Origin of the sequence: Cedecea sp. P7760, from assembly GCF_013386425.1 — a bacterium.
Taxonomy (GTDB): domain Bacteria; phylum Pseudomonadota; class Gammaproteobacteria; order Enterobacterales; family Enterobacteriaceae; genus Cedecea; species Cedecea selenatireducens.
Genome location: NZ_JACARU010000064.1, coordinates 25,261 through 46,244 on the forward strand (window position 1 = coordinate 25,261; position 20,984 = coordinate 46,244).

Annotated in this window: 6 protein-coding genes and 1 other RNA gene; 5 read left to right on the forward strand and 2 right to left on the reverse strand. The window is 56.6% G+C overall.

The window, feature by feature from the left end; translation table 11 throughout:
- Window positions 1-335 precede the first annotated feature (335 nt).
- The 5 genes from HX778_RS20255 to ssrA all read left to right on the forward strand — a co-directional run bounded on the left by HX778_RS20255 (window position 336) and on the right by ssrA (window position 18,252).
- Window positions 336-12,908 carry a BapA/Bap/LapF family large adhesin gene (locus HX778_RS20255; RefSeq protein ID WP_176982875.1) on the forward strand — a complete coding sequence of 4,191 codons (12,573 nt, stop codon included), beginning with the start codon at window positions 336-338 and terminating at the stop codon, window positions 12,906-12,908.
- Between the two features lie 81 nt (window positions 12,909-12,989).
- A complete protein-coding gene (locus HX778_RS20260) occupies window positions 12,990-14,396 on the forward strand; it encodes a TolC family outer membrane protein (protein ID WP_176982876.1) in 1,407 nt (468 codons plus the stop codon).
- The gene (locus HX778_RS20265; RefSeq protein ID WP_176982877.1) at window positions 14,393-16,600 is read left to right on the forward strand and encodes a type I secretion system permease/ATPase; all 2,208 of its coding nucleotides are present in this window, start codon (window positions 14,393-14,395) and stop codon (window positions 16,598-16,600) included. The genes HX778_RS20260 and HX778_RS20265 overlap by 4 nt, the downstream gene beginning before the upstream one ends.
- Window positions 16,581-17,771 carry an HlyD family type I secretion periplasmic adaptor subunit gene (locus HX778_RS20270; protein ID WP_176982878.1) on the forward strand — a complete coding sequence of 397 codons (1,191 nt, stop codon included), beginning with the start codon at window positions 16,581-16,583 and terminating at the stop codon, window positions 17,769-17,771. Before HX778_RS20265 ends, HX778_RS20270 begins: the two co-directional genes overlap by 20 nt.
- Window positions 17,772-17,888: 117 nt before the next feature.
- Window positions 17,889-18,252, forward strand: a transfer-messenger RNA (tmRNA) gene (gene ssrA / locus HX778_RS20275).
- A gap of 405 nt (window positions 18,253-18,657) precedes the next feature.
- On the opposite strand, the gene HX778_RS20280 is transcribed toward ssrA, so the two are convergent.
- Entirely contained in the window at window positions 18,658-20,598 is a 1,941-nt protein-coding gene (locus HX778_RS20280) for a hypothetical protein (RefSeq protein ID WP_176982879.1), read from the reverse strand.
- On the reverse strand, window positions 20,586-20,984 hold a 399-nt coding region (locus tag HX778_RS20285), incomplete at its 5' end, for a hypothetical protein (protein ID WP_218167214.1). The genes HX778_RS20280 and HX778_RS20285, both read right to left, overlap by 13 nt.

Here is a 20,984-nt window from a genome sequence, read left to right on the forward strand (position 1 = left end):
TGGGTGAGGTCTCTGCCAACGCTGGTACTTTAGAGTTACTTACATATTGTTAAACATGGCTTAAGTTGCGCTTTCATTTTTTCCTGTCTATATCATCAATAGTCTCTATTTATTAAACGACGAGCCTATGACCCTGAGAATTAACTAATTTCGATTCCGCAACGGAAACGCTCTATTTATTAATAATCACTGTCATCAATTTTTTGATGCCGGATTCCTTTTTCGCTTCTTCATAGCGAAGGACCCCGCTCACTTAAACATTTTGCTAACGGTAATTAACACCTTATGCCGGGCATCAGACTACCACCACGTTCATCGCGAATGGAGTGATAACAATGCGTTCAATTTCAATTATCTCTAAATTAACCGGCGTAAAAAATAACGTCGAAGCCTCTGAAATCACCTTAAAAGGTCCCTCAATTGTCGAGCTAAAAATTGAACGTGAAGAGGTCGCCAGCTTCACTCGTTCAGGCCAGGACCTGGTGATCAAACTCCATTCCGGCGAAACCATTACCATCAAAAACTACTACGCCTTTGCCGACCAGGGCGGCAATCAGCTGGTACTGGAAGGCCACGACGGCGTGCTTTGGTGGGTTCAGGATCCAGAGGCTGCGGCTCACTATGAGCAAATTGCCAATATTGATGCACTGATGGCCGCCACAGGCGCCCACGCTGAAGGCGGGGCAGCATGGCCATGGATATTGGGTGGACTGGCGGTTGCTGCCGGCGGAGCCATTGCCGCCGCATCAAGCGGCGGCGGCGGCCATTCGGACAGCGGCAGCAACCCGGGGAATCCGGGCAGACCAGACGCCACGCCACCGGCAGCCCCTACCGGCCTCGCCGTATCGGCGGACGGTAAAACCATCACCGGTAACGCCGAAGCAGGCAGCACGGTCACCATCAAAGACGCCAACGGAAATGTCATCGGTACCGGCACCGCGGGCAGCGACGGCAGCTTTACCATCACATTAACCTCTCCGAAATTGGACGGGGAAACGCTAACCGCCACGGCGACCGATCCTTCAGGCAACACCGGGCCGGGTGCCACCGTCACCGCCCCTAATATTCCCCTGCCCGGCGAGCCAGGCATTACCGGCCTCACTAACGATCATGTGAATGCGCCAAACGGTGGCAACATAGGTAATAACTCGCCAACCAACGACAATACTCCAACCCTGCAGGGTACCGGTCAGGCGGGCACAACCGTTCATATCTACGACAATGGCGTGCAGATTGGCACCGTGGTTGTCGGCGCTAACGGCACCTGGAGCTTTACGCCGGGCACCGCCCTGCCGGACGGCTCCCATGCATTCACCGTTGTGGCGACTAACGAAAGAGGCGAAAGCGCCACTTCCCCGGCGTACACCGTCACCATTGATACCGCCCCACCAGCGGCGGCAACGGGCCTGGTCGTCAGCCCGGATGGCGAAGTTCTTACCGGGCACGCAGAAGCCGGTAGCTCGATAACCATTAAAGATCCGAATGGCGCGATCGTGGGCACCGGCACTGCCGATAACAACGGTAACATCACCATCACTCTGACAACGCCTCAGGTAGACGGCGAAACGCTGACCGTGGTCGTCACCGATCCGGCAGGGAATACCAGCCCACCGGCCACGGCGACGGCGCCAAACGTTCTGCCGCCGGTAGAGCCTGTGATTACCGCCATCATTGACGATGCGGCGCCCAACACCGGCAACGTAGGGAATAACCAGACCACCAACGACACCACCCCAACGCTGCAGGGCACAGGCCAGCCCGGCGATACCATCCATATTCTGTCTAACGGCGGCGAGATTGGTACCGCCAAAGTTGGGCTGGACGGTACCTGGAGCTTTACGCCACAGAGCCCGCTGGGCGAAGGCACCTACACCTTTACCGCCTCGGCCTCCAACGTCCGGGGTGATAGCAGCGTTTCCGGTAGCTACACCGTTACCGTGGATACTAGCGCGCCAGCCGAACCCACCGGCCTGATAGTCAGCGCTGATGGTGATACAGTGACGGGGCTTGCCGAGCCGGGTAGCACCGTCACCATCAAAGACGCTAACGGCAACGTGATTGGTACCGGCACCGCCGCCCCTGTGACCGGTATATTTAATATTATCCTGACCACGCCGCAGCTGGACGGCTCCAAGCTTAGCGTCACGGCGACCGATGCGGCAGGCAACGTCAGCCTGCCAGGTGAGGCGACTGCGCCATTCTTCCCGTTACCCACGGTGCCGACGATCACCGCCATCATTGATAACGCACCGCCAATCGTTGGCACAGTACCAAACAATCAGCCAACCAATGACCAGACCCCGACTATTCAGGGGACAGGCGTAGCCGGTGAAACCATCCATATCTTTGATAACGGGCTTGAGATTGGCACCACCGTTGTGCTTCCCGGCGGTACATGGAGCTTTACGCCAGGCGTAAATCTGCTCGACGGCCCGCATAACTTCACCGCCACCGCCTCTAACATTCGCGGCGACAGCAGTGATTCCGCTTCTTATACCGTGGTGGTGGATACCGTCGTAAATCCGCCGGTACTTGGTCAGATCCTCGATACGGCTGAACCTTTTACCGGGCCAATCGCCAATAATGGCATCACGAATGACAGCAAGCCTGTCTTCAGCGGCACCGGTGAACCGGGCAGTTCACTCACCATCTTTGATAATGCTCTTCCGATTGGTGTGGTCATCGTCGGTAATGACGGGAACTGGACCTTTACCCCAACCAACGCAATGGGTGAAGGCCCACACACGATTACGTTGCAGCAGACCGACCCTGCTGGCAACGTCAGTACCATTACCGCCGGCCCAACCTTCACCGTCGATACAGTTGCACCGGTTGCCGTCACCATTGACACCGTGAGCCAGGACGGGACGACCGTAACCGGGACCGGCGAAATTGGCGATACCGTCAAAGTTGTCGGTCCAAATGGCGTAGTGCTCGGTACGGCACAAATTGATGGAACCGGGCACTTCACGCTGACGCTCTCTCCGGCTCAAACCCACGGCGGAACATTAACCGCTCAGGTACAGGATGCGGCGGGTAATTCAGGCCCGGATGCGACTTTCCCGGCCTCAAACTCCGGCTTCCCGACCGTGCCGGTTCTGGTTTCAGTGACAGACGATGTCGGTACTATCCAGGGCCCGCTGACCAATGGCCAGGCCACGGATGACAGCCGCCCAACGCTGACCGGTACCTCCGAAGCGGGCACAACTCGCATCGATATCTATGATAATGGCCTGTTTATTGGGAACGCGGTACCTGACGCGAACGGTAACTGGACATTTACGCCGTTACTGCCTCTGCTGGATGGCCCGCATGCCTTCACCTTCACCGCAACGAATAGCAGCGGCACAAGCGGCTTGTCCGCACCGTTTGGCGTAGAGGTTGATACTGTTCCTCCTGGATTGCCGACCGGCCTGGCCGTTTCCAACGACGGGACAACGCTGACCGGGACAGCTGAAGCCAACAGCAAAGTGACCATCACTAACGCCAGCGGTACCGTACTCGGCACCGCTACGGCAGACGGTACGGGCCACTTCAGCGTGACGCTTTCCCCGGCGCAACTGAACGGTGAAGTTCTGACCGCGAAGGCCACCGATGCGGTGGGCAATACCGGCCCGGGTACAACCGTGCCTGCACCGGACCATACTGCACCGAATGCACCGACAGGGCTTGCCGTCAGCGCGGATGGCCTGCACGTGACCGGCACCGCAGAGCCAAACAGTACCATCACCATTTGGGACGGTAACGGCAACGCGATTGGCACCGGTGTCGCCAGCGGCACCGGCACATTTGATATTTTCCCGCTCACGCCGCCGCAGCTTAACGGCGAGACGCTGATGGTCACCGCCAGGGATGCCGCGAACAACACCAGCTCACCAGCAGCAGTTATTGCCCAGGATCACACTCCTCCACTGGCACCAACTAATCTGCAGGTTAACGAAGACGGCACTATTGTGACCGGTAAAGCGGAGGCAGGCAGCACGGTAAAAGTTACCGATGACCAGGGTAACCCGCTGGGCCAGGCAGTCGCCGGGCCGGACGGCAGCTTTACCATCACCCTGACTACGCCGCAGGCTAACGGCCAGCATCTGGAAGTAAACGCCACGGATAAAGCAGGGAACATCGGCCCTGACGCCCCGATTACCGCGCCGGATATCACCCCGCCGAACATGCCGATCATCGGCTCAGTGGTAGATAACGTGCCGGATCATACCGGCAACCTGAACAGCGGCGACCTGACCAACGACGATAAACCGACGCTCTCCGGTACGGCTGAGGCCAACTCAACCGTGAAGATCTATGACAATGGCACGTTTATTGGCACTGTAAATGCAGACGGTACCGGCGCATGGACATTTACGCCAACGGCGGCTCTCGGACAGGGTTCTCATAACCTGACCGTCACCGCTACCGACGCCGCAGGTAACGTCAGCCAGCCAAGCGACGCCTTTAACATTAAAGTAGACTCTATCGCGCCTACGGCACCGACGATTACTCAGGTGTATGACGATGTGGGCACCGTAACAGGGCCGGTCAGCAATAACGGCGCGACCAACGACCCAACGCCAACCCTCAGCGGCAGCGGCGAGCCAGGTTCCACCATCACGGTTTACGATGGCCTGAACGTACTGGGCACCACCACCGTGAACGGCAGCGGCACCTGGACATTTACGCCAAGCACGCCGTTGCTGGATGGACCTCACTCCTTTACCGTCACGGCTTCTGATGCCGCAGGAAACGTCACCGCGCATTCCACGCCGTGGAACGTTGAACAGATAACCACCCTGCCAAACGCGCCGACGATCGGCGAGATAGTGGATAACGTTAACCCGGATCTTGGCCCGGTACTGCCTGGCGGCTCAACCAACGATCCGCAACCCATTATCAACGGGACAGCAGCCGCTGATGCGGTCGTCAAAATATACGATGGCACAACGCTTATCGGTACCGTTACGGCGGATGGCACCGGCGCCTGGACATTCCAGCCAGGCCAGCCGCTGAGCGAAGGCTCGCATACGCTTAATGTCTACGTGACGGATGCGGCCGGAAACACCAGCTCTGCCACAACACAGATTGTGATTATCGACACCGCACCTCCGGGAGCGCCTTCCATTGACGGTGCGCTGGGCAACGTCGCCGGCACGCCAATCACCCTGGTTAACGGCGGCAGCACCCAAAGTACCGAACCGGTGCTCTCCGGTAAGGGCGAAGTAGGCGCCACCATCAAGCTGTACGCTGACGGCGGAACAACGCCAATCGGCAGCGCGGTCGTTGACGCCGACGGCAACTGGAGTATTACTCCAAATTCTCCGCTGGGTAGCGGGACTCATATCTTCACGACCACGGCAACGGATGCGGCGGGCAACGTCGGGGCACCGTCGAGCGGATTTACGCTGTCGGTTTACGCGACACCTCCGGCTCAGCCTGTTGCGCCTACGGTGACTGACAACGTGCCGCCGGTAGTGGGCACCGTCGCCCCTGGCGGCAGCACCAACGACACGACGCCGACCTTTAGCGGCACCGGCGTCGCGGGCTCTACCATCAACGTCTACAACAACGGGAACGAGCTGGTCGGCACCACCACCGTGCGTTCTGACGGCACATGGAGCGTGACGCCTACCACGCCGTTTGGCGAAACGACCTATAACATTACCGTGCAGGTGACCGACCCGGCGGGCAACACCAGCCTGCCGTCAGCACCGATTGCCATTACCGTAGATACTACGGCGCCTGGGGCACCGACTATTGGCACCGTGGATGACAACGTTGGCCCGGTTACCGGTACTATCACCAACGGGATCACCGACGATCCGAAACCAGTGTTCCACGGTACGGGGGAAATCGGTGCAACCGTCACGCTGTACAACGGCACCACGGCGATAGGCTCTGCGGTCGTGGACGGCACGGGTAACTGGACCATCACGCCAGATACCGCCCTGGCCAATGGCGAAAATACCCTCACCGCCGTTCAAACCGACAAGGCAGGTAACATCAGCGGGCCGTCAACCGATTACGTACTGACCGTCGATACCGTACCGCTTACCGCGCCGGTCGTCGTTGAAATCATTGATGACGTTGGCCCAATCAAGACGCCGCTGGTTAACGGCAGCGTCACCGATGACACAACGCCAACATTTACCGGCACCGGGAAAATCGGCAGCACAGTTACGCTGTACGACACTAATGGCACAACCATTCTGGGTACCGGTACCGTAGGCCAGGACGGCAAATGGAGCATAACCACTTCCGCGCTGTCGGAAGGCCCGCACAGCATTACCATCCAAGCGACCGATGATGTCGGCCATAGCGTTGGGCCATCTGCGCCAATTGTGATTGACGTCGATACCACTGCGCCAGGAAATCCTACGGTTCTGGTCATTGACCCGACCGGGACCCTGGTCTCCGGTACCGCTGAAGTCGGGGCGACGGTGATTATCAAAGATTCCAGCGGCAACGTCCTGGGAACGGGAGTGGCGGCGCCAATAACCGGTGCCTGGGTCGTAACGCTTTCACCAGCCCAGACGACTGGCGCACAGCTTACTGCCGTGGCACAGGACCCAGCGGGTAACCAGAGTGGTGGCGTGAACTTTAACGCAACGACCTCGATTATCCCTCACCCTCCAACCATCGATCTGGTGGACGACAACGTTGGCACGATAACCGGTAATGTCGGCAACGGGAAAACCACTGATGATACGCTGCCAACGTTGAGCGGCTCTGGAGGGATAGCTGGAGGGACAGTCAATATCTATGTCGATGGCCTGCTGTTTACCAGTGTCGCTGTAGGCGCTGGCGGTAGCTGGACCTATCAATTTATCCTTCCTTTAGGCCAGGGGCCACACACCTTTGCGGTCAGCCAGACGGTAGGTATCGAGACCAGCGGTCTGTCACCGCTTTACAGCATCATTGTCGATACCACGCCACCAGCACAGCCAGTTATCCTTTCCGTGGTGGACGATGTAGTGGGTGGTGCCCTCGGGCCGTTGACCAGCGGTCAGGCCACTAACGATGCCAAACCAACGCTCAGCGGCACCGCAGAGGCCGGGGCTACGGTGAACATTCTCGATAATGGTTCCGTTATCGGTACCGTCACCGCGAACGCACTGGGCATCTGGACCTTCACGCCGGGAACGAATCTTGGCGAAGGCGCGCACACGCTTACCGTCACGGCGACCGACGCCGCCGGTAACGTCAGCCCGCCTTCCAGCGGATTTGTGGTGAACGTGGATACCGTCGCGCCGGGTACGCCTGTCGTGCTGACGGTCACCAACGACATTACCGCGCAGCCAATCACCTCCGGCCAGCCAACTAACGACAATACGCCAACCTTCAGCGGCACAGCCGAGGCAGGTACAACGTTGACCTTTAAGGACGGGAATGTCGTTATCGGGACGGTCACGGTACCGGTGGGCGGAAGCTGGACATTCACCCCAACGGCTCCGCTGCTGGACGGCAGCCATAACATCACCGTGTCCGCTACGGATGCGGCGGGTAACGCCAGCGGCCCAAGCGTCGGCTTCAACGTGGTGGTGGATACCGTACCGCCGATTGTGCCGATTATCCTCTCGGTAATAGACGACCAGACGCAGCCAGGCACTAACCTGCCGCTGATTAACGGCCAGCTGACGAAGGACACCCAGCCAACCCTGAGCGGGACGGCAGAAGCTAACGCCACTATCACAGTGAAAGACGGCAATAACGTACTGGGTACGACTCAGGCAGACGGACTGGGCAACTGGACGTTCACGCCAACCGGGCCGCTGGGCCAGGGGACGCATACCCTGAACGTCACGGCGACCGATGCCGCAGGCAACGTCAGTAACACGGCCTCGTTTGGCGTGAATATTGACTCGGTTGCGCCAAATCCGCCGGCGATCGTCACCGTGCTGGACAACACCGCGCCGGTGCTGGGGCCAATCACCAACGGCCAGGCCACCAACGAAACCCGGCCTTCACTGAGCGGGACAGCTGAAGCTAACGCCATCATCAAGGTATACAGCGACGGCAACCTGATAGGCACCACCGTTGCCAACGGTTCTGGCGCATGGAGCCTGACCCCCGTAGCAGCGCTCGGCAACGGTTCGCATACGTTAACCGTGACAGCCACCGATGCAGCGGGCAACGTCAGTAATCCGTCTAATGGCTTCGCATTGACCGTCGACACCATTGCACCGAATGCACCAGCGATCGGTACCGTTGCGGATGCGGTAGGGCCAATCACCGGCAACCTGACCAGCGGCCAGGCCACCGACGATACGCGTCCAGTGCTGACGGGTACCGCCGAGGGCAACGCCACCGTCAGCGTGTACGACAACGGCGTTCTGCTCGGCACCGTTCAGGCAGATGCGGGCGGAGCATGGAGCTTCAGGCCGGGTACGCCGCTGGTTAACGGCGGCCATGCGTTGACCGTCACCGCGACAGACGCCGCGGGCAACGTCAGCCTGCCTTCGGCACCGTTTAACGTCGTAGTGGATACCATCGCGCCAACCCAGCCGATTGTGATTCAGGCGTTTGACGACGTTGGGCCGGTTCAGGGGCCGCTGGTGAGTGGTTCAAGTACCGACGATACCCTGCCCGTGCTCAGCGGCACTGCGGAAGCTAACGCCACCATCAAGATTTACGATGGCGGCAACCTGATTGGCACCGTCACCGCTAACGCGCTGGGCGTCTGGAGCTTCACGCCGGGCACCGCATTAACCCCGGGCCAGCATGTGTTCACCGTCACGGCATCCGATGCCGCCGGTAACACCAGCGTCGCCTCGGCCGACTTCACCCTGAACATCGTCAGCGGCGTGTCGAATACGCCGGTGCTGACCTCGGTGGTGGATGACGTCGTCGGCGGAGTGGTGGGTCCGTTGACTAACGGCCAGGCCACTAACGATGCGCGTCCGACCCTCAACGGGACGGCCGATGCCAACAGCACCATCAAAATTTACGATGGCGGCAACCTGATTGGCACCGTCACCGCTAACGTACTCGGCATTTGGGTATTTACGCCGCCGAGCACGCTGGCAAACGGCTCGCACACCTTTACCATTACCGCCACCAACGGCGCAGGCGTGGTCAGCAGCCCAACAGCTGGCTTCACCGTGGTTGTGGATACCGTGGCGCCTGGCCAGCCGGTGATTACCTCGGTGGTAGATGACATCGGCCCAATCACCGGCCCGGTGGGCAACAACCAGCCAACGGACGACACTCGCCCGACCCTGAACGGTACCGCAGAAGCCAACGCCACTATCAATATCTTTGATAACGGCGTGCTGCTGGGCACCACGACGGCGAACGGCAGCGGCGTCTGGACGTTTACGCCAACGCTGCCGCTTCTCCAGGGCAACCATTCGTTCACCGTCACGGCAACGGATGCGGCAGGTAACGTCAGCGTCACCTCCGTGCCTGCCGGTATCGTCGTCGATACCGTGCCGCCGCTGGCGCCAACCGGCCTGACCGTCAACGCCACCGGCTCGGTGGTGACCGGCCTTGCCGAGGCCAACAGCACCGTCACCATTACCTCTGCAACGGGAACGGTACTGGGTACGGCGAAAGCGGACGGTAGCGGCAACTTCAGCATTACGCTCTCGCCTGCGCAAACCAGCGGCCAGTCTCTGCTTGCTTTTGCTCAGGATGCGGCGGGGAACGTCGGCGTGTCGGCAGGCTTCACCGCACCGTTCACCGGCGTGCCGGGGCTGCCGGTTATCACCAGCATCGTTGACGATGTACTGCCGAAGACCGGCATTGTGGGCAACGGCCAGAGCACCAACGATACGCGGCCGACGCTCAACGGTACCGCCGAAGCCAACGCCACCGTTAAGATTTACGACAACGGTTCGTTGCTCGGCACGGTAACCGCCAATGCGAGCGGCGTCTGGACGTTCACCCCAACTGGCGCGCTGGGTGATGGCGTTCATGCCTTTACCGCCACGGCAACCAACGCCAACGGGACAGGTGCTGCGTCTCTGGTAACCTCGGTAATTGTCGATACCGTTCCACCGCTGATCCCTACCGGGGTTATTAGCGCCGACGGGGCAACAATTACCGGCGTAGCTGAAGCCAACAGCACCGTGACGATCACCCTGCCAGGCGGGATCACCGTCACCGGCACGGCTAACGCTTCTGGTGCCTTCAGCATCACGCTGCCGACTCGCCAGATTGAAGGCCAGTCGCTGTCGATTTCTGCCGCCGACGCCGCCGGAAACGTTTCGCCGTCGCTGTCTATTACCGCGCCAGTCCTGCCTCTGGCAGCGAGCAGCAACGTAGTCGATTTAGCGCTGACCAGTAACGCAGAAATTACCACCGAGCACTACAGCGGCTACGGCAGCCTGCTGATTGGCGCCCTGGGGAGCGTGGCTTCGGTGCTGGGCAGCAATACCGCGCAGGTTGGCTTCACCATCGGCAGCGGCGCTACCGGGCATATCACCATTAATGCCGCCGCCACCGGCGTGGTGCTGTCGTTGCTGAATACGCTGGAAATCGCCATTCAGAAATATGACGCGGCCACCAACTCGTGGACCACGGTCGTCGACTCTTCTCTGCCGCAGTTCCTTAACCTGTTAACCCTGGGCGCGACGGGCGTGACCCTGAACCTTGACGGACTGGGCGAAGGGCAATACCGCGTACTCGGCTACAACACCAGCCTGCTGGCGACCGGGGCGACGACGAACCTTGCGGTCACCGTCGAGCAAACCGGCGCAGGCGTCGTTAGCGGCACTACCACCTCCAACGGGAACGTGATTACCGATGCAGGCCCTGGCGGTGCGGTGGATAACGCGCCTACCGGCACCGTGGTGACGGCGATTACCGATGCCAACGGCGTCAGCCACACCGTGGGCGCTGGCGGGCTGGATATTCAGGGTAAATACGGCACCCTGCATATCAACCAGGACGGCAGCTATACCTACACCTTAACCAATACATCGGCCACGGTGCTGGGACGCACGGAGAACTTCACCTACACCATTACCCACAACGGCGTCAGCGACTCTGCACAGCTGATTGTCTCCCTGGGTAACGGCGCGCCGGCCAGCACGGTTACGGCAACGGATAACACCGGGTCGCTGACTTACGGCACGGACGTTGTCGCCGTTGACCACGGCGCATCTCAGCAAACCGGCCTGTCGGTGCTGAGCGTAGGCCTGGGCAACGTGGTTAACCTCAACCTGCTGGCCAATATGAGCAACCCGATTCTGTTTGATGTCGCAGACGGGTCAACTCGGACCATGACGCTGCAGGCGAGCGTTGGCGGGGTGGCGCTGCTGTCCACCTTCGACCTGTATATCTACAAGTTCAACGTGGCCACCCAGCAGTATGAACAGTTCCAGGTGCAGAAAACCTGGCTGACGGCGCCGCTGCTGGGCGGTTCGTCAGGTCAGTTGACCGTCACCCTCGGCGGCGGGGATTACCTGTTCCTGCTGATGAACGCGAGCGGAGTCTCGCTGCTGACCAGCTACACGCTGAATATCCTCCAGGATCACACCTACGCGGTAGACAGCCTGGCGGCAACAACTACCGGTAACGTGATGCAGGACGATATCGCTCCGGCGGGCAGCCTGCTGACGGCGGTGAACGGCGTCGCAGTGTCGGCGACCGGTACCACCACCATCGTCGGCAAGTTCGGGACGCTTACCATTGATGCCCACGGCAACTACACCTATACGCTGAAAGCAGGCGTGGGTGCCGACGGCATCAACACACCAGACAGCTTCGTTTATACCGTCACCGCGCCAAACGGAGACACCGGTACCGCGTCGCTGAACATCACCGCCACGCCGCACACCGTGGATGCCGTGAACGACATCAGCTCGATTATGGCTATCGCGTCAACGCAGAACACCGCGGCTTACGCGAGCGCCAACGTCGGCTCGGCTTCCTGGAACGCCGCGCTGCTGGCGTCTACCCACGGCAACGGCAGCGGTACGTTCACCATTGCGGATAACACCATCCTGAGCGGCGCTGCCCTGGTATTCAAAGTGTCCTCGCTCCTGGCGCTGGGCGGACTGTCCGTAAGCTGGACGCTGACCGACGGTCTCGGCCATACCTACACCGGCACCTTTAGCGGCAGCGCACTGCTGGGCGGCACGGCCATTGTTCCGGTCACGGATCTGCATTCAGGCACCTGGACGCTGACCTACACCGGCAACATGGGCCCACTAGGCGTAGGGAACATTACCGTCACACCGACGGTGACCGGGACCTCGCACCTGCTGGATAGCTTCACCGCGCAAAGCACCGTGGTACACGGCAACCTGTACGACGGCAGCGACTCTTCCGGTGCGACTGACCAGCTTGGCAGCGTCCACACCCTGTTGACGATCAACGGTGCCAACGGCAGCACGGCCACCCTGAACCCGCTCACCAACAGCAGCGCGGTAGCGACGATTCAGGGGCAGTATGGCACGCTGACCATCGACATCGGCGGGAACTATACCTACACCCTGAATGCGGGCGTAGCGCCGGGATCGATCGTCAATAAGGAAACCTTCACCTACACCCTGAACGACCAGAATGGGCATTCGGACACCGCCACGCTGACCATCAACATGAACCCGCAGTTCGTCAGCACCGCCTATGGGGACATCATCAACGGGTCGTCGGCCTACGCCGACACGCTGGTGTACCACGTCCTTACTGGCGGGGCGAACGACGGCACGGGCGGCAACGGCGCGGACGTCTGGAAGAACTTCTCGCTCGCCCAGGGCGACCAGATCAACGTCCACGACCTGCTGGTCGGCTGGAACGGCCAGGCCTCAACGTTAGGTAACTACCTGAGCGTGGCTACCGTCGGCAACAACACGGTCATCTCCATCGACCGTGATGGCTCCGCCGGCACGTTCCATTCAACCACTCTCGTTACTTTGGAGAACGTACACACCACGCTCGATGAGCTGATCCAGAACAACCATATTGTTGCCTGATAGTAGAAGCGAAAAATCCCCGGGCGCGCAGACGCCCGGGGAATAAGACAAAAACGCAGTGCCATTTATTAGGGAAAGAACATGGGAAAATTACAGCCTGTTGCGTTATGGCTGGCTTGCGGCCTGTTTTCACTCCAGACTCTGGCCGACGACACGCCTGCCTCTATTACGACCCAGGGCCTCGCTCAGCAACAAGAGCTGCCCTCACTCGATGGCCCAACCGCCCTCCCGCTCAATGCCCCTGCGCCCGGAACCTTAACCCTGAACGATGCGGTCAACCGCTCGGTCAGCTGGCATCCCGGCATTCGTGAAGCCATCGGCAAACTTTACGGTCAGTCCGAACAGATAAACGTCGCCAAATCCAAGTACTACCCGCAAATTAGCGCCGGGATGAACAACGGCTACACCAATACCTACAGCAACAGCGGCTACAGCCCGTCGCTGGTGCTTTCCCTGTCCCAGATGCTGTATGACTTTGGCAAAGTTGCCAGCCAGGTTCGCGCCGAAACCGCCGGGGAAGCCCAGGCCCAGGCCAACGTGCTGGTAAGTATTGATACCGTCGGGCACGACACCGCTTCGGCGATGGTACAAGTGCAGCTCTGGCAGCAAATGGTCGACATCGCCAAAGAACAACTGGATGCGCTGACCGCCGTTGGCCGCCTGACTCAAGAGCGCAACGATCAGGGCGCAACCTCGATGTCCGACGTGGTGCAAACCGACGCGCGAATCGAGTCCGCCCGCTCACAGCTCATCCAGTACGAGTCGAACCTCGACAGCACCCAGGCCACGCTAATGAGCCAGCTCGGCTGGACCAGCCTCAACAAAATCAGCCCTGATTTCCCGCAGAAGCTGAACAACAGCTGCGACGTGGCTAAGCCGGATGACCGTCTGGTGCCTGCCGTGCTGGCAGCCTGGGCGCAGGCCAACGTCGCGCAGGCCAACCTCGACTACGCCAATGCGCAGATGACCCCGACGATTTCGCTGGAACCCTCCGTGCAGCACTACCTGAACAAAAACTATTCCGGCAGCGAAGTGCTGAACCGCACGCAATACTCGGCGTATATCCGCGTCGAAATGCCGATTTACCAGGGCGGCGGCCTGACGGCGAGACGCAACGCTGCCAGCCACGCTGTGGAAGCCGCACAGTCCGGCATCGACCGGGTTCGCCTCGACGTACGCCAAAAACTGATGGAGTCACGCAGCCAGGCGCTGAGCCTGGTCACCGCGCTCCAGGTTCTGCAGCGCCAGGAACAGTTAAGCGCCCGCACCCGCGAGCTTTACCAACAGCAATATCTCGACCTGGGTTCCCGCCCGCTGCTGGACGTGCTCAACGCCGAGCAGGAAGTCTACCAGGCGCGATTCGCCCAACAACAAACGCTGAGCCAGCTCCATCAACTGCAGCTTAACTGCCTGTACAACACCGGCAGACTACGCAACGCATTTGGTCTGGAACACCGCAACATCCAGTCCCTGGAGATTCAGCCATGAGCCAGACAGCCTCTCCCGCCGGGGAGTATTTAAGCGAACAGGCCCTGACCCAATGGGCCCACGCCATCAGTCACGTTGCCGGGCATTACCGCGTGGTTTGCTCGCCCGGCACCATTCAGGCCAACGCCCCGTGGTTCAAGGACAAAACGAGGGTGCCCGCGCTGACCCAGCTTTCACGCCAGGCCGGGCTTTCCTTCCACCTGCTCGGCAATACCGAAAAAGCCATTGCCCAGTGGCGGCTGCCGGTGGTAGTGGACTTAGCCAGCGGCCAGATTGCGGTAATCGAACAGTTTGACGGCGATGACACCGTGGATATCTGCTACTTCGACGACGAACGCCACACCAACCGCCAGTCGCTCAGCAAGCTGCTGCCGGAAATTCGCTTTGTGGCCGCCCTGCGCCCGCTCTCGGCCCTGAAAGACAGCCGCGTCGACGCCTATATCTCACGCTTCAGCCCCGACTGGATGAAAGAGCTGATCATGCTCGACGTTCGCCCTTATGGCCCGGTGATGCTGGCTGCCTTTTGGGTAAACGTGCTGTCGCTGGCCGGGATCCTGTTCTCGATGCAGGTATACGACCGGGTGATCCCCGCCCAGTCTTACCCGACGCTGTACGTGCTGGCGACCGGCGTGCTGATCGCCGTGGTGTTCGGCTTCATCCTGAAAGTCACGCGCAGCAACATCATGGACGTGCTGGGCAAGCGGGCCGATATGCGCATTTCCGATCGCGTATTCAGCCACGCCCTGCGGCTGCGCAACAGCGCCGTGCCCCGCTCCACCGGCAGCTTTATTTCTCAGCTGCGCGAGCTGGAGCAGATCCGCGAGATGATCACCTCCTCGACCATCTCCACGATCGTCGATCTGCCGTTCTTCCTGCTGTTTGTTGGCGTGCTGGCGATCATCGCCCCGCAGCTGGCATGGATCGCCCCGGTTGCCGCCATTGTGATGGTGCTACCCGGCCTGCTGCTGCAGAAAAAGCTCGCCACGCTGGCAAACCAGGCCGCGCACGAATCAACCCTGCGCAACGCCGTGCTGGTAGAAAGCGTGCAGGGGCTGGAGGACATCAAGCTGATGCAGGCGGAGAACCGTTTCCTCCAGCAGTGGAACAGCTACATCCGCATTACCGCCGAATCCGGCCTGAAAACTCGCGAACTGACCCAGGGCTTAATCAACTGGGGGATCACCATTCAGAGCCTGGTGTTTGTGGTAGTGGTGCTGTTCGGGGCACCGCTGGTCATTGAAGGCGAGATGACCACCGGGGCAATGGTCGCCGCCTCCATGCTGGCCTCAAGGATGATTGCCCCGATGGCAAACCTGTGCGGCGTGCTTGCCCGCTGGCAGCAGGTCAAAGCCGCCAAACAGGGGCTGGACAGCATCATGCAGCTGCCGGTGGAAACCCAGCGCGATGAAAACCTCATCCACAAAGACATCTTCCACGGCCACTACCTGTTTGAAAGCGCCCAGTTCAAATACCACAGCGAAGATCCGCGCATTCCGCTGCGTATTGCCCGCCTTGAGATCCAGCGCGGCGAACGCATTGCCGTGCTCGGGCGCAACGGCGCGGGCAAATCCACGCTGCTGCAGGCGCTTGCCGGCGGGGTCGATCTGGCCAGCGGCGAAGCCCGGCTCGACGATCTGGCGATGACCCAAATCGACATGGCGGATCTGCGCCGCAACATCGGCTTCCTGAGCCAGAACGCCCGGCTGTTCTACGGCACGCTGCGGGAAAACCTCACCCTTGGCGCGCCACACGCCAGCGACGATGCGATCTTCGAGGCGTTAGAAATCAGCGGCGCGAGCAACTTCGTGAAGCATCTGCCGAAGGGGCTGGATCACCCGATCATGGAAGGCGGCAGCGGGCTTTCCGGCGGGCAGCGCCAGTCGATCCTGCTGGCGCGTATGCTGCTGCGCTCGCCCAACATCGTGCTGCTCGATGAACCGACCGCCTCGCTGGACGACCACACCGAACGCGAATTTATTCAGCGGCTTAACCAGTGGCTCGGCCATCGCACCCTGGTGGTCGCCACCCACCGCGTGCCGGTGCTCGAACTGGTCGAACGCGTGCTGGTGCTCAAAGACGGCCAGCTGGTGATGGATGCACCGAAGGCCCAGGCGCTCGGCGCCGCAAGACCGGTACCGGCTCAGGCCCCGGCCGCCGCCCAGACACCACCGCGGGAGTGGAACAATGAAAACCAGTCAGCATGACGTCACCAACGATGACCCGGACATCCAGCGCGAAAGCGAATTTTCCGGAGCGAGCCGCATCATCCTGCTCATCACGCTGCTGTTTATTCTGTTTGGCGTGTGGGCGTGGTTCGGCACGCTGGATGAAGTCTCCACCGGCACCGGCAAAGTGGTGCCGAGTTCCCGCGAGCAAATCTTGCAGTCGCTGGACGGCGGGATAGTCACCGAGCTGCTGGTGCACGAGGGCGATAAGGTGCAGGCCGGGCAAATTGTCGCCCGCCTCGACCCGACGCGCTCCGAGTCCAACGTGGGCGAAAGCGCGGCTCGCTACCGCGCCTCGCTCGCCTCCAGCGCCAGGCTTTACGCAGAGGTGAACGACCAGCCGCTGAAATTCCCGGATTCGCTCAAGGCCTCGCCCGATCTAGTCGCCTCCGAAACCCGGCTGTATAAAACCCGCCGGGCGCAGCTGAACGACTCCGAATCCGAGCTGCGGGACGCGCTGACGTCGGTCAACAAAGAGCTGGATATCACCCAGCGGCTGGTAAAAAGCGGCGCGGCGAGCCACGTGGAAGTGCTGCGCCTGCAGCGGCAGAAAAGCGACCTGGGCCTGAGAATAACCGACCTGCGCTCGCAGTATTACGTGCAGGCACGTGAGGCGCTGTCGAAAGCCAATGCCGAAGTGGACATGCTGACCTCCATCATCAAAGGGCGTGAGGATTCGGTGACCCGCATGACCGTGCGCTCGCCGGTGCGCGGCATCGTGAAGAACATTCAGGTGACCACCATCGGCGGCGTTATTCCGCCGAACGGTGAGATGATGGAGATTGTGCCGGTGGACGATCACCTGCTGATTGAGGCCCGGCTTTCCCCTCGCGACATCGCCTTTATTCACCCAGGGCAGCGCGCGCTGGTGAAAATCACCGCCTACGATTACGCCATTTACGGCGGGCTGGAAGGCACCGTAGAAACCATCTCCCCGGACACCATTCAGGACAAGGTGAAGCCGGAAATCGTCTACTACCGGGTGTTTATCCGCACTAACCAGGACTACCTGGTGAATAAAGTCGGCCACCATTTCTCTATCTCACCGGGGATGGTAGCGACCGTGGACATTAAAACCGGGCAGAAAACCATCGTTGAGTACCTGATTAAGCCGTTCAACCGCGCCCGCGAGGCGCTGCGCGAACGTTAATTGACCATCTATCCCGCTGGTGCTGAAGGAATTTTGTACGCCCGGCACTCAGCGGGATTTCTCTTTAGACGGCTGGTCACGCGCGTAATAAATCTGTTATACTCGCTGGTACACATTGGGGCTGATTCTGGATTCGACGGGATTTGCGAAACCCAAGGTGCATGCCGAGGGGCGGTTGGCCTCGTAAAAAGCCGCAAAAAAATAGTCGCAAACGACGAAAACTACGCTTTAGCAGCTTAATAACCTGCTCTGAGCCCTCTCTCCCTAGCTTCCGCTCTTAAGACGGGGATCAAAGAGAGGTCAAACCCAAAAGAGATCGTGTGGATGCCTTGCCTGGGGTTGAAGCATTAAAACTAATCAGGATAGTTTGGTAATGGCGTGTCTGTCCGCAGTTGCCCGGCGAATGTAAAGACTGACTAAGCATGTAGTACCGAGGACGTAGAAATTTCGGACGCGGGTTCAACTCCCGCCAGCTCCACCAAAATCCTTTGTTGACGGTTACCAGAGCCCGAAATGAAGTCCTGAAAGCCCGCATGGCGAAAGTTATGTGGGCTTTTTTGTGCCTGCAATTTGTCCCGCGAAGTCTGATGCCAACTAATTAAATCCGAACCTTTTAGGCACCTTGTTATTTTCACTATGTGTTCATAAGCGATTAACTCTCATTACGCGTTACCACTGAAGAAAAAATTCAGCGATTTAAGTGATGAAAAACACCGTATAAAGAAGGCGTTAGATGAAAAGGTATCATGAGCAGGGTAGACATAAGCACGATCATAAACATGTTTAGCTTTATTCAACTGTTTAGAGGATTATTAGAGATTGCGATAATAGTCCTTTATTACATCTTTATAGGGCGTAAACAACCGCCCTCAAGAAAGGCGGTTGTTTACTTCTCTTTGAGCAATCGATTACTTTCGTTTAATTTGATGATCACATTATCTTTCATTGACTCAGGGTATTTATTCTCACCCGTAGACAATATTACTTGATAGTCAACATTGTTAGGATTCTCAAGCAGTTTCAAACAGGAAAGCATCCGATTTAAATTAATATTATCAATACCAATATTCTCTGGGGTATCAATTAATAGCAAGCGAGGGAAAGGTATATCATCCAAGAGTGAAAGCTGGAGTAGTGTTAAATAATACAAAAATCTTTTATGAACGGCTGCACTGGCCTCTTTATAATCACCATTATTTATAAGAGGCATATAGTCATCAGAGTTAATTTCTGCGACTCTGCAATCCAACAATGACGCTTTCATAAAATGATTATAATACTTATTGAACTTATCGACTTTTTCGATAAGCTCAGATTCAGATGATGCTTCTAATTTTTCAACTGCAATTTTTGCAAACTCCATCTCTCTTTTTGCAGAGTCTTTCACTCCTTGATAGGACTGGAGATTTTTCTCAAGTAAAAGAGCTTGCTTCAGATTGCTAATTTTCTCTTTATTTGCAAGCAATAGATCTTCTATATCATCCAACTCATCGAAGTCAGTTATATATTCAATTTCACCTAATGCATGTGAAAGTTCATTCTTTAAATTTAGGTTTTCGATGTTTGATTCTTTCAGCTCATTTTCAAGACTTTTTAATTCATCCTTAGCTGATTTAAGAGCAACTTCCATTGTCTCAAGAGATTTAACTTTACTTTTAAGTAAAGTATAATATTCACTTGGATCATAAAAGTACCTTCGGTAATCATTTTCATCAATTTCATGGCCACAAACGCACTTGTCGCTTGGTCTATCAACATTTTTCAAGCAATATGGACATGTATCAGGTGTAAATATCTCCAACTGTCTATGAGTATGGATAATTTTTTGAAGTCGAAATGCATCCTCTCGAGTTTGTTTTATTACACGATGAAGAGAATCTATATCTTTATACTTAAGATCAATGTTTTTCTGTAACTCAATGAGATTTAACTCAGTTCGACTATACGCTTCTTTTAACTTCTGAGTGTGGGCAAGTCCGGCATTCTCGCTGATCTTTGATGTTAACTGTTTCGAACGATATGTAACTAAACGTTCAATGCTCAATTCTAACTCTTCAATTTCCTTAACCAAGTGATAATCATTAATCACTTCTTTAAATCCGAGTTGTTTATACATATCTGAAACTATATTTCTGTATTCAGAAAGTATGGCATTAGCTTTTTCGTGTTCTGATTGCTTACGTTTAAGATTCCCATAAGCCTCATATAACTTTATTAATGTTTTCCCCATTAATACTTCAAAAATGGCTTTTCTAAGAAAAACAGAATCACTGACATAGTTTTGATTATCTGCAGGTTTATAGATGCCATTAACATCAGTGCCTTGGTTATGATACACAAGGCGTAATAAGTCATTGAAACCTATCTTGAAATTCTTACCTGCATGGAAAATTTCAATGCTTGGAATATTAAGCTGCTCAAGAATCCAGTCCGAAAAAATATAATCTTCAGATTTATTTCTATTAATTGGCAAGCATAAAAAATCGACTGATTCACCTTCTTTAATCAAAAAAGGCTCATCAGACAAAATTGTTATAAGATTCTCACCGATTTTTCTGATAAATTTAAATTTAATTTTTCCTAGAGAAACCTCAAGCTCGACGAAATTCGACTTATCATTTACTATTTCTTTATGAGTCTCTTTTTCGGCGCTGTTAAAATGTGAGACTTTACCACCAAGCCCATAATAAATAAGATCAAAAAAAGTAGATTTACCACACCCATTTGGTGCTTCGATTATATTTATTTTATAATTATCTAATTCCGGAGAACTAAAGCTGTAGCGTTTTCCTTCATAGTGCATCTTGTGTATTTTTAATTGGCCCATAACTTCAACCCATATTCAGTGAAAAACTTTTCAATTAGACCATCAAGTCCAAGTTTGGTTATGGACTTAAAGTAAGACTTCAATATAACTATATTGTTCAATTCTCTATCAAATATATCAGTATCAAAAAAGGATCCCAACCAAATCTTATCTACAATTTCGATGTTATAACAATCAACCTTTGCTGTATCAATTACTGTAATCTTCCCATTCTTCTCAAGACTTCTGATTATTTTATATATTTCTCTTTGGTGCAATGATGCCTTTACATAAATATCAAATAAAAATTCTTTATCGAAGGGCTTTAAATTCTCTTCACTGTAATTTTCTATCAAAATATTTATAGCTGTTGAGCTAGAAATTAGCTGCATCAAGTACGTTAGCTT

Coding starts and splice junctions, on each gene's coding strand:
- HX778_RS20255 (WP_176982875.1), top strand. CDS start 336: ATGCGTTCAATTTCAATTATCTCTAAATTAACCGGCGTAAAAAATAAC.
- HX778_RS20260 (WP_176982876.1), top strand. CDS start 12,990: ATGGGAAAATTACAGCCTGTTGCGTTATGGCTGGCTTGCGGCCTGTTT.
- HX778_RS20265 (WP_176982877.1), top strand. CDS start 14,393: ATGAGCCAGACAGCCTCTCCCGCCGGGGAGTATTTAAGCGAACAGGCC.
- HX778_RS20270 (WP_176982878.1), top strand. CDS start 16,581: ATGAAAACCAGTCAGCATGACGTCACCAACGATGACCCGGACATCCAG.
- HX778_RS20280 (WP_176982879.1), bottom strand. CDS start 20,598: ATGGGCCAATTAAAAATACACAAGATGCACTATGAAGGAAAACGCTAC.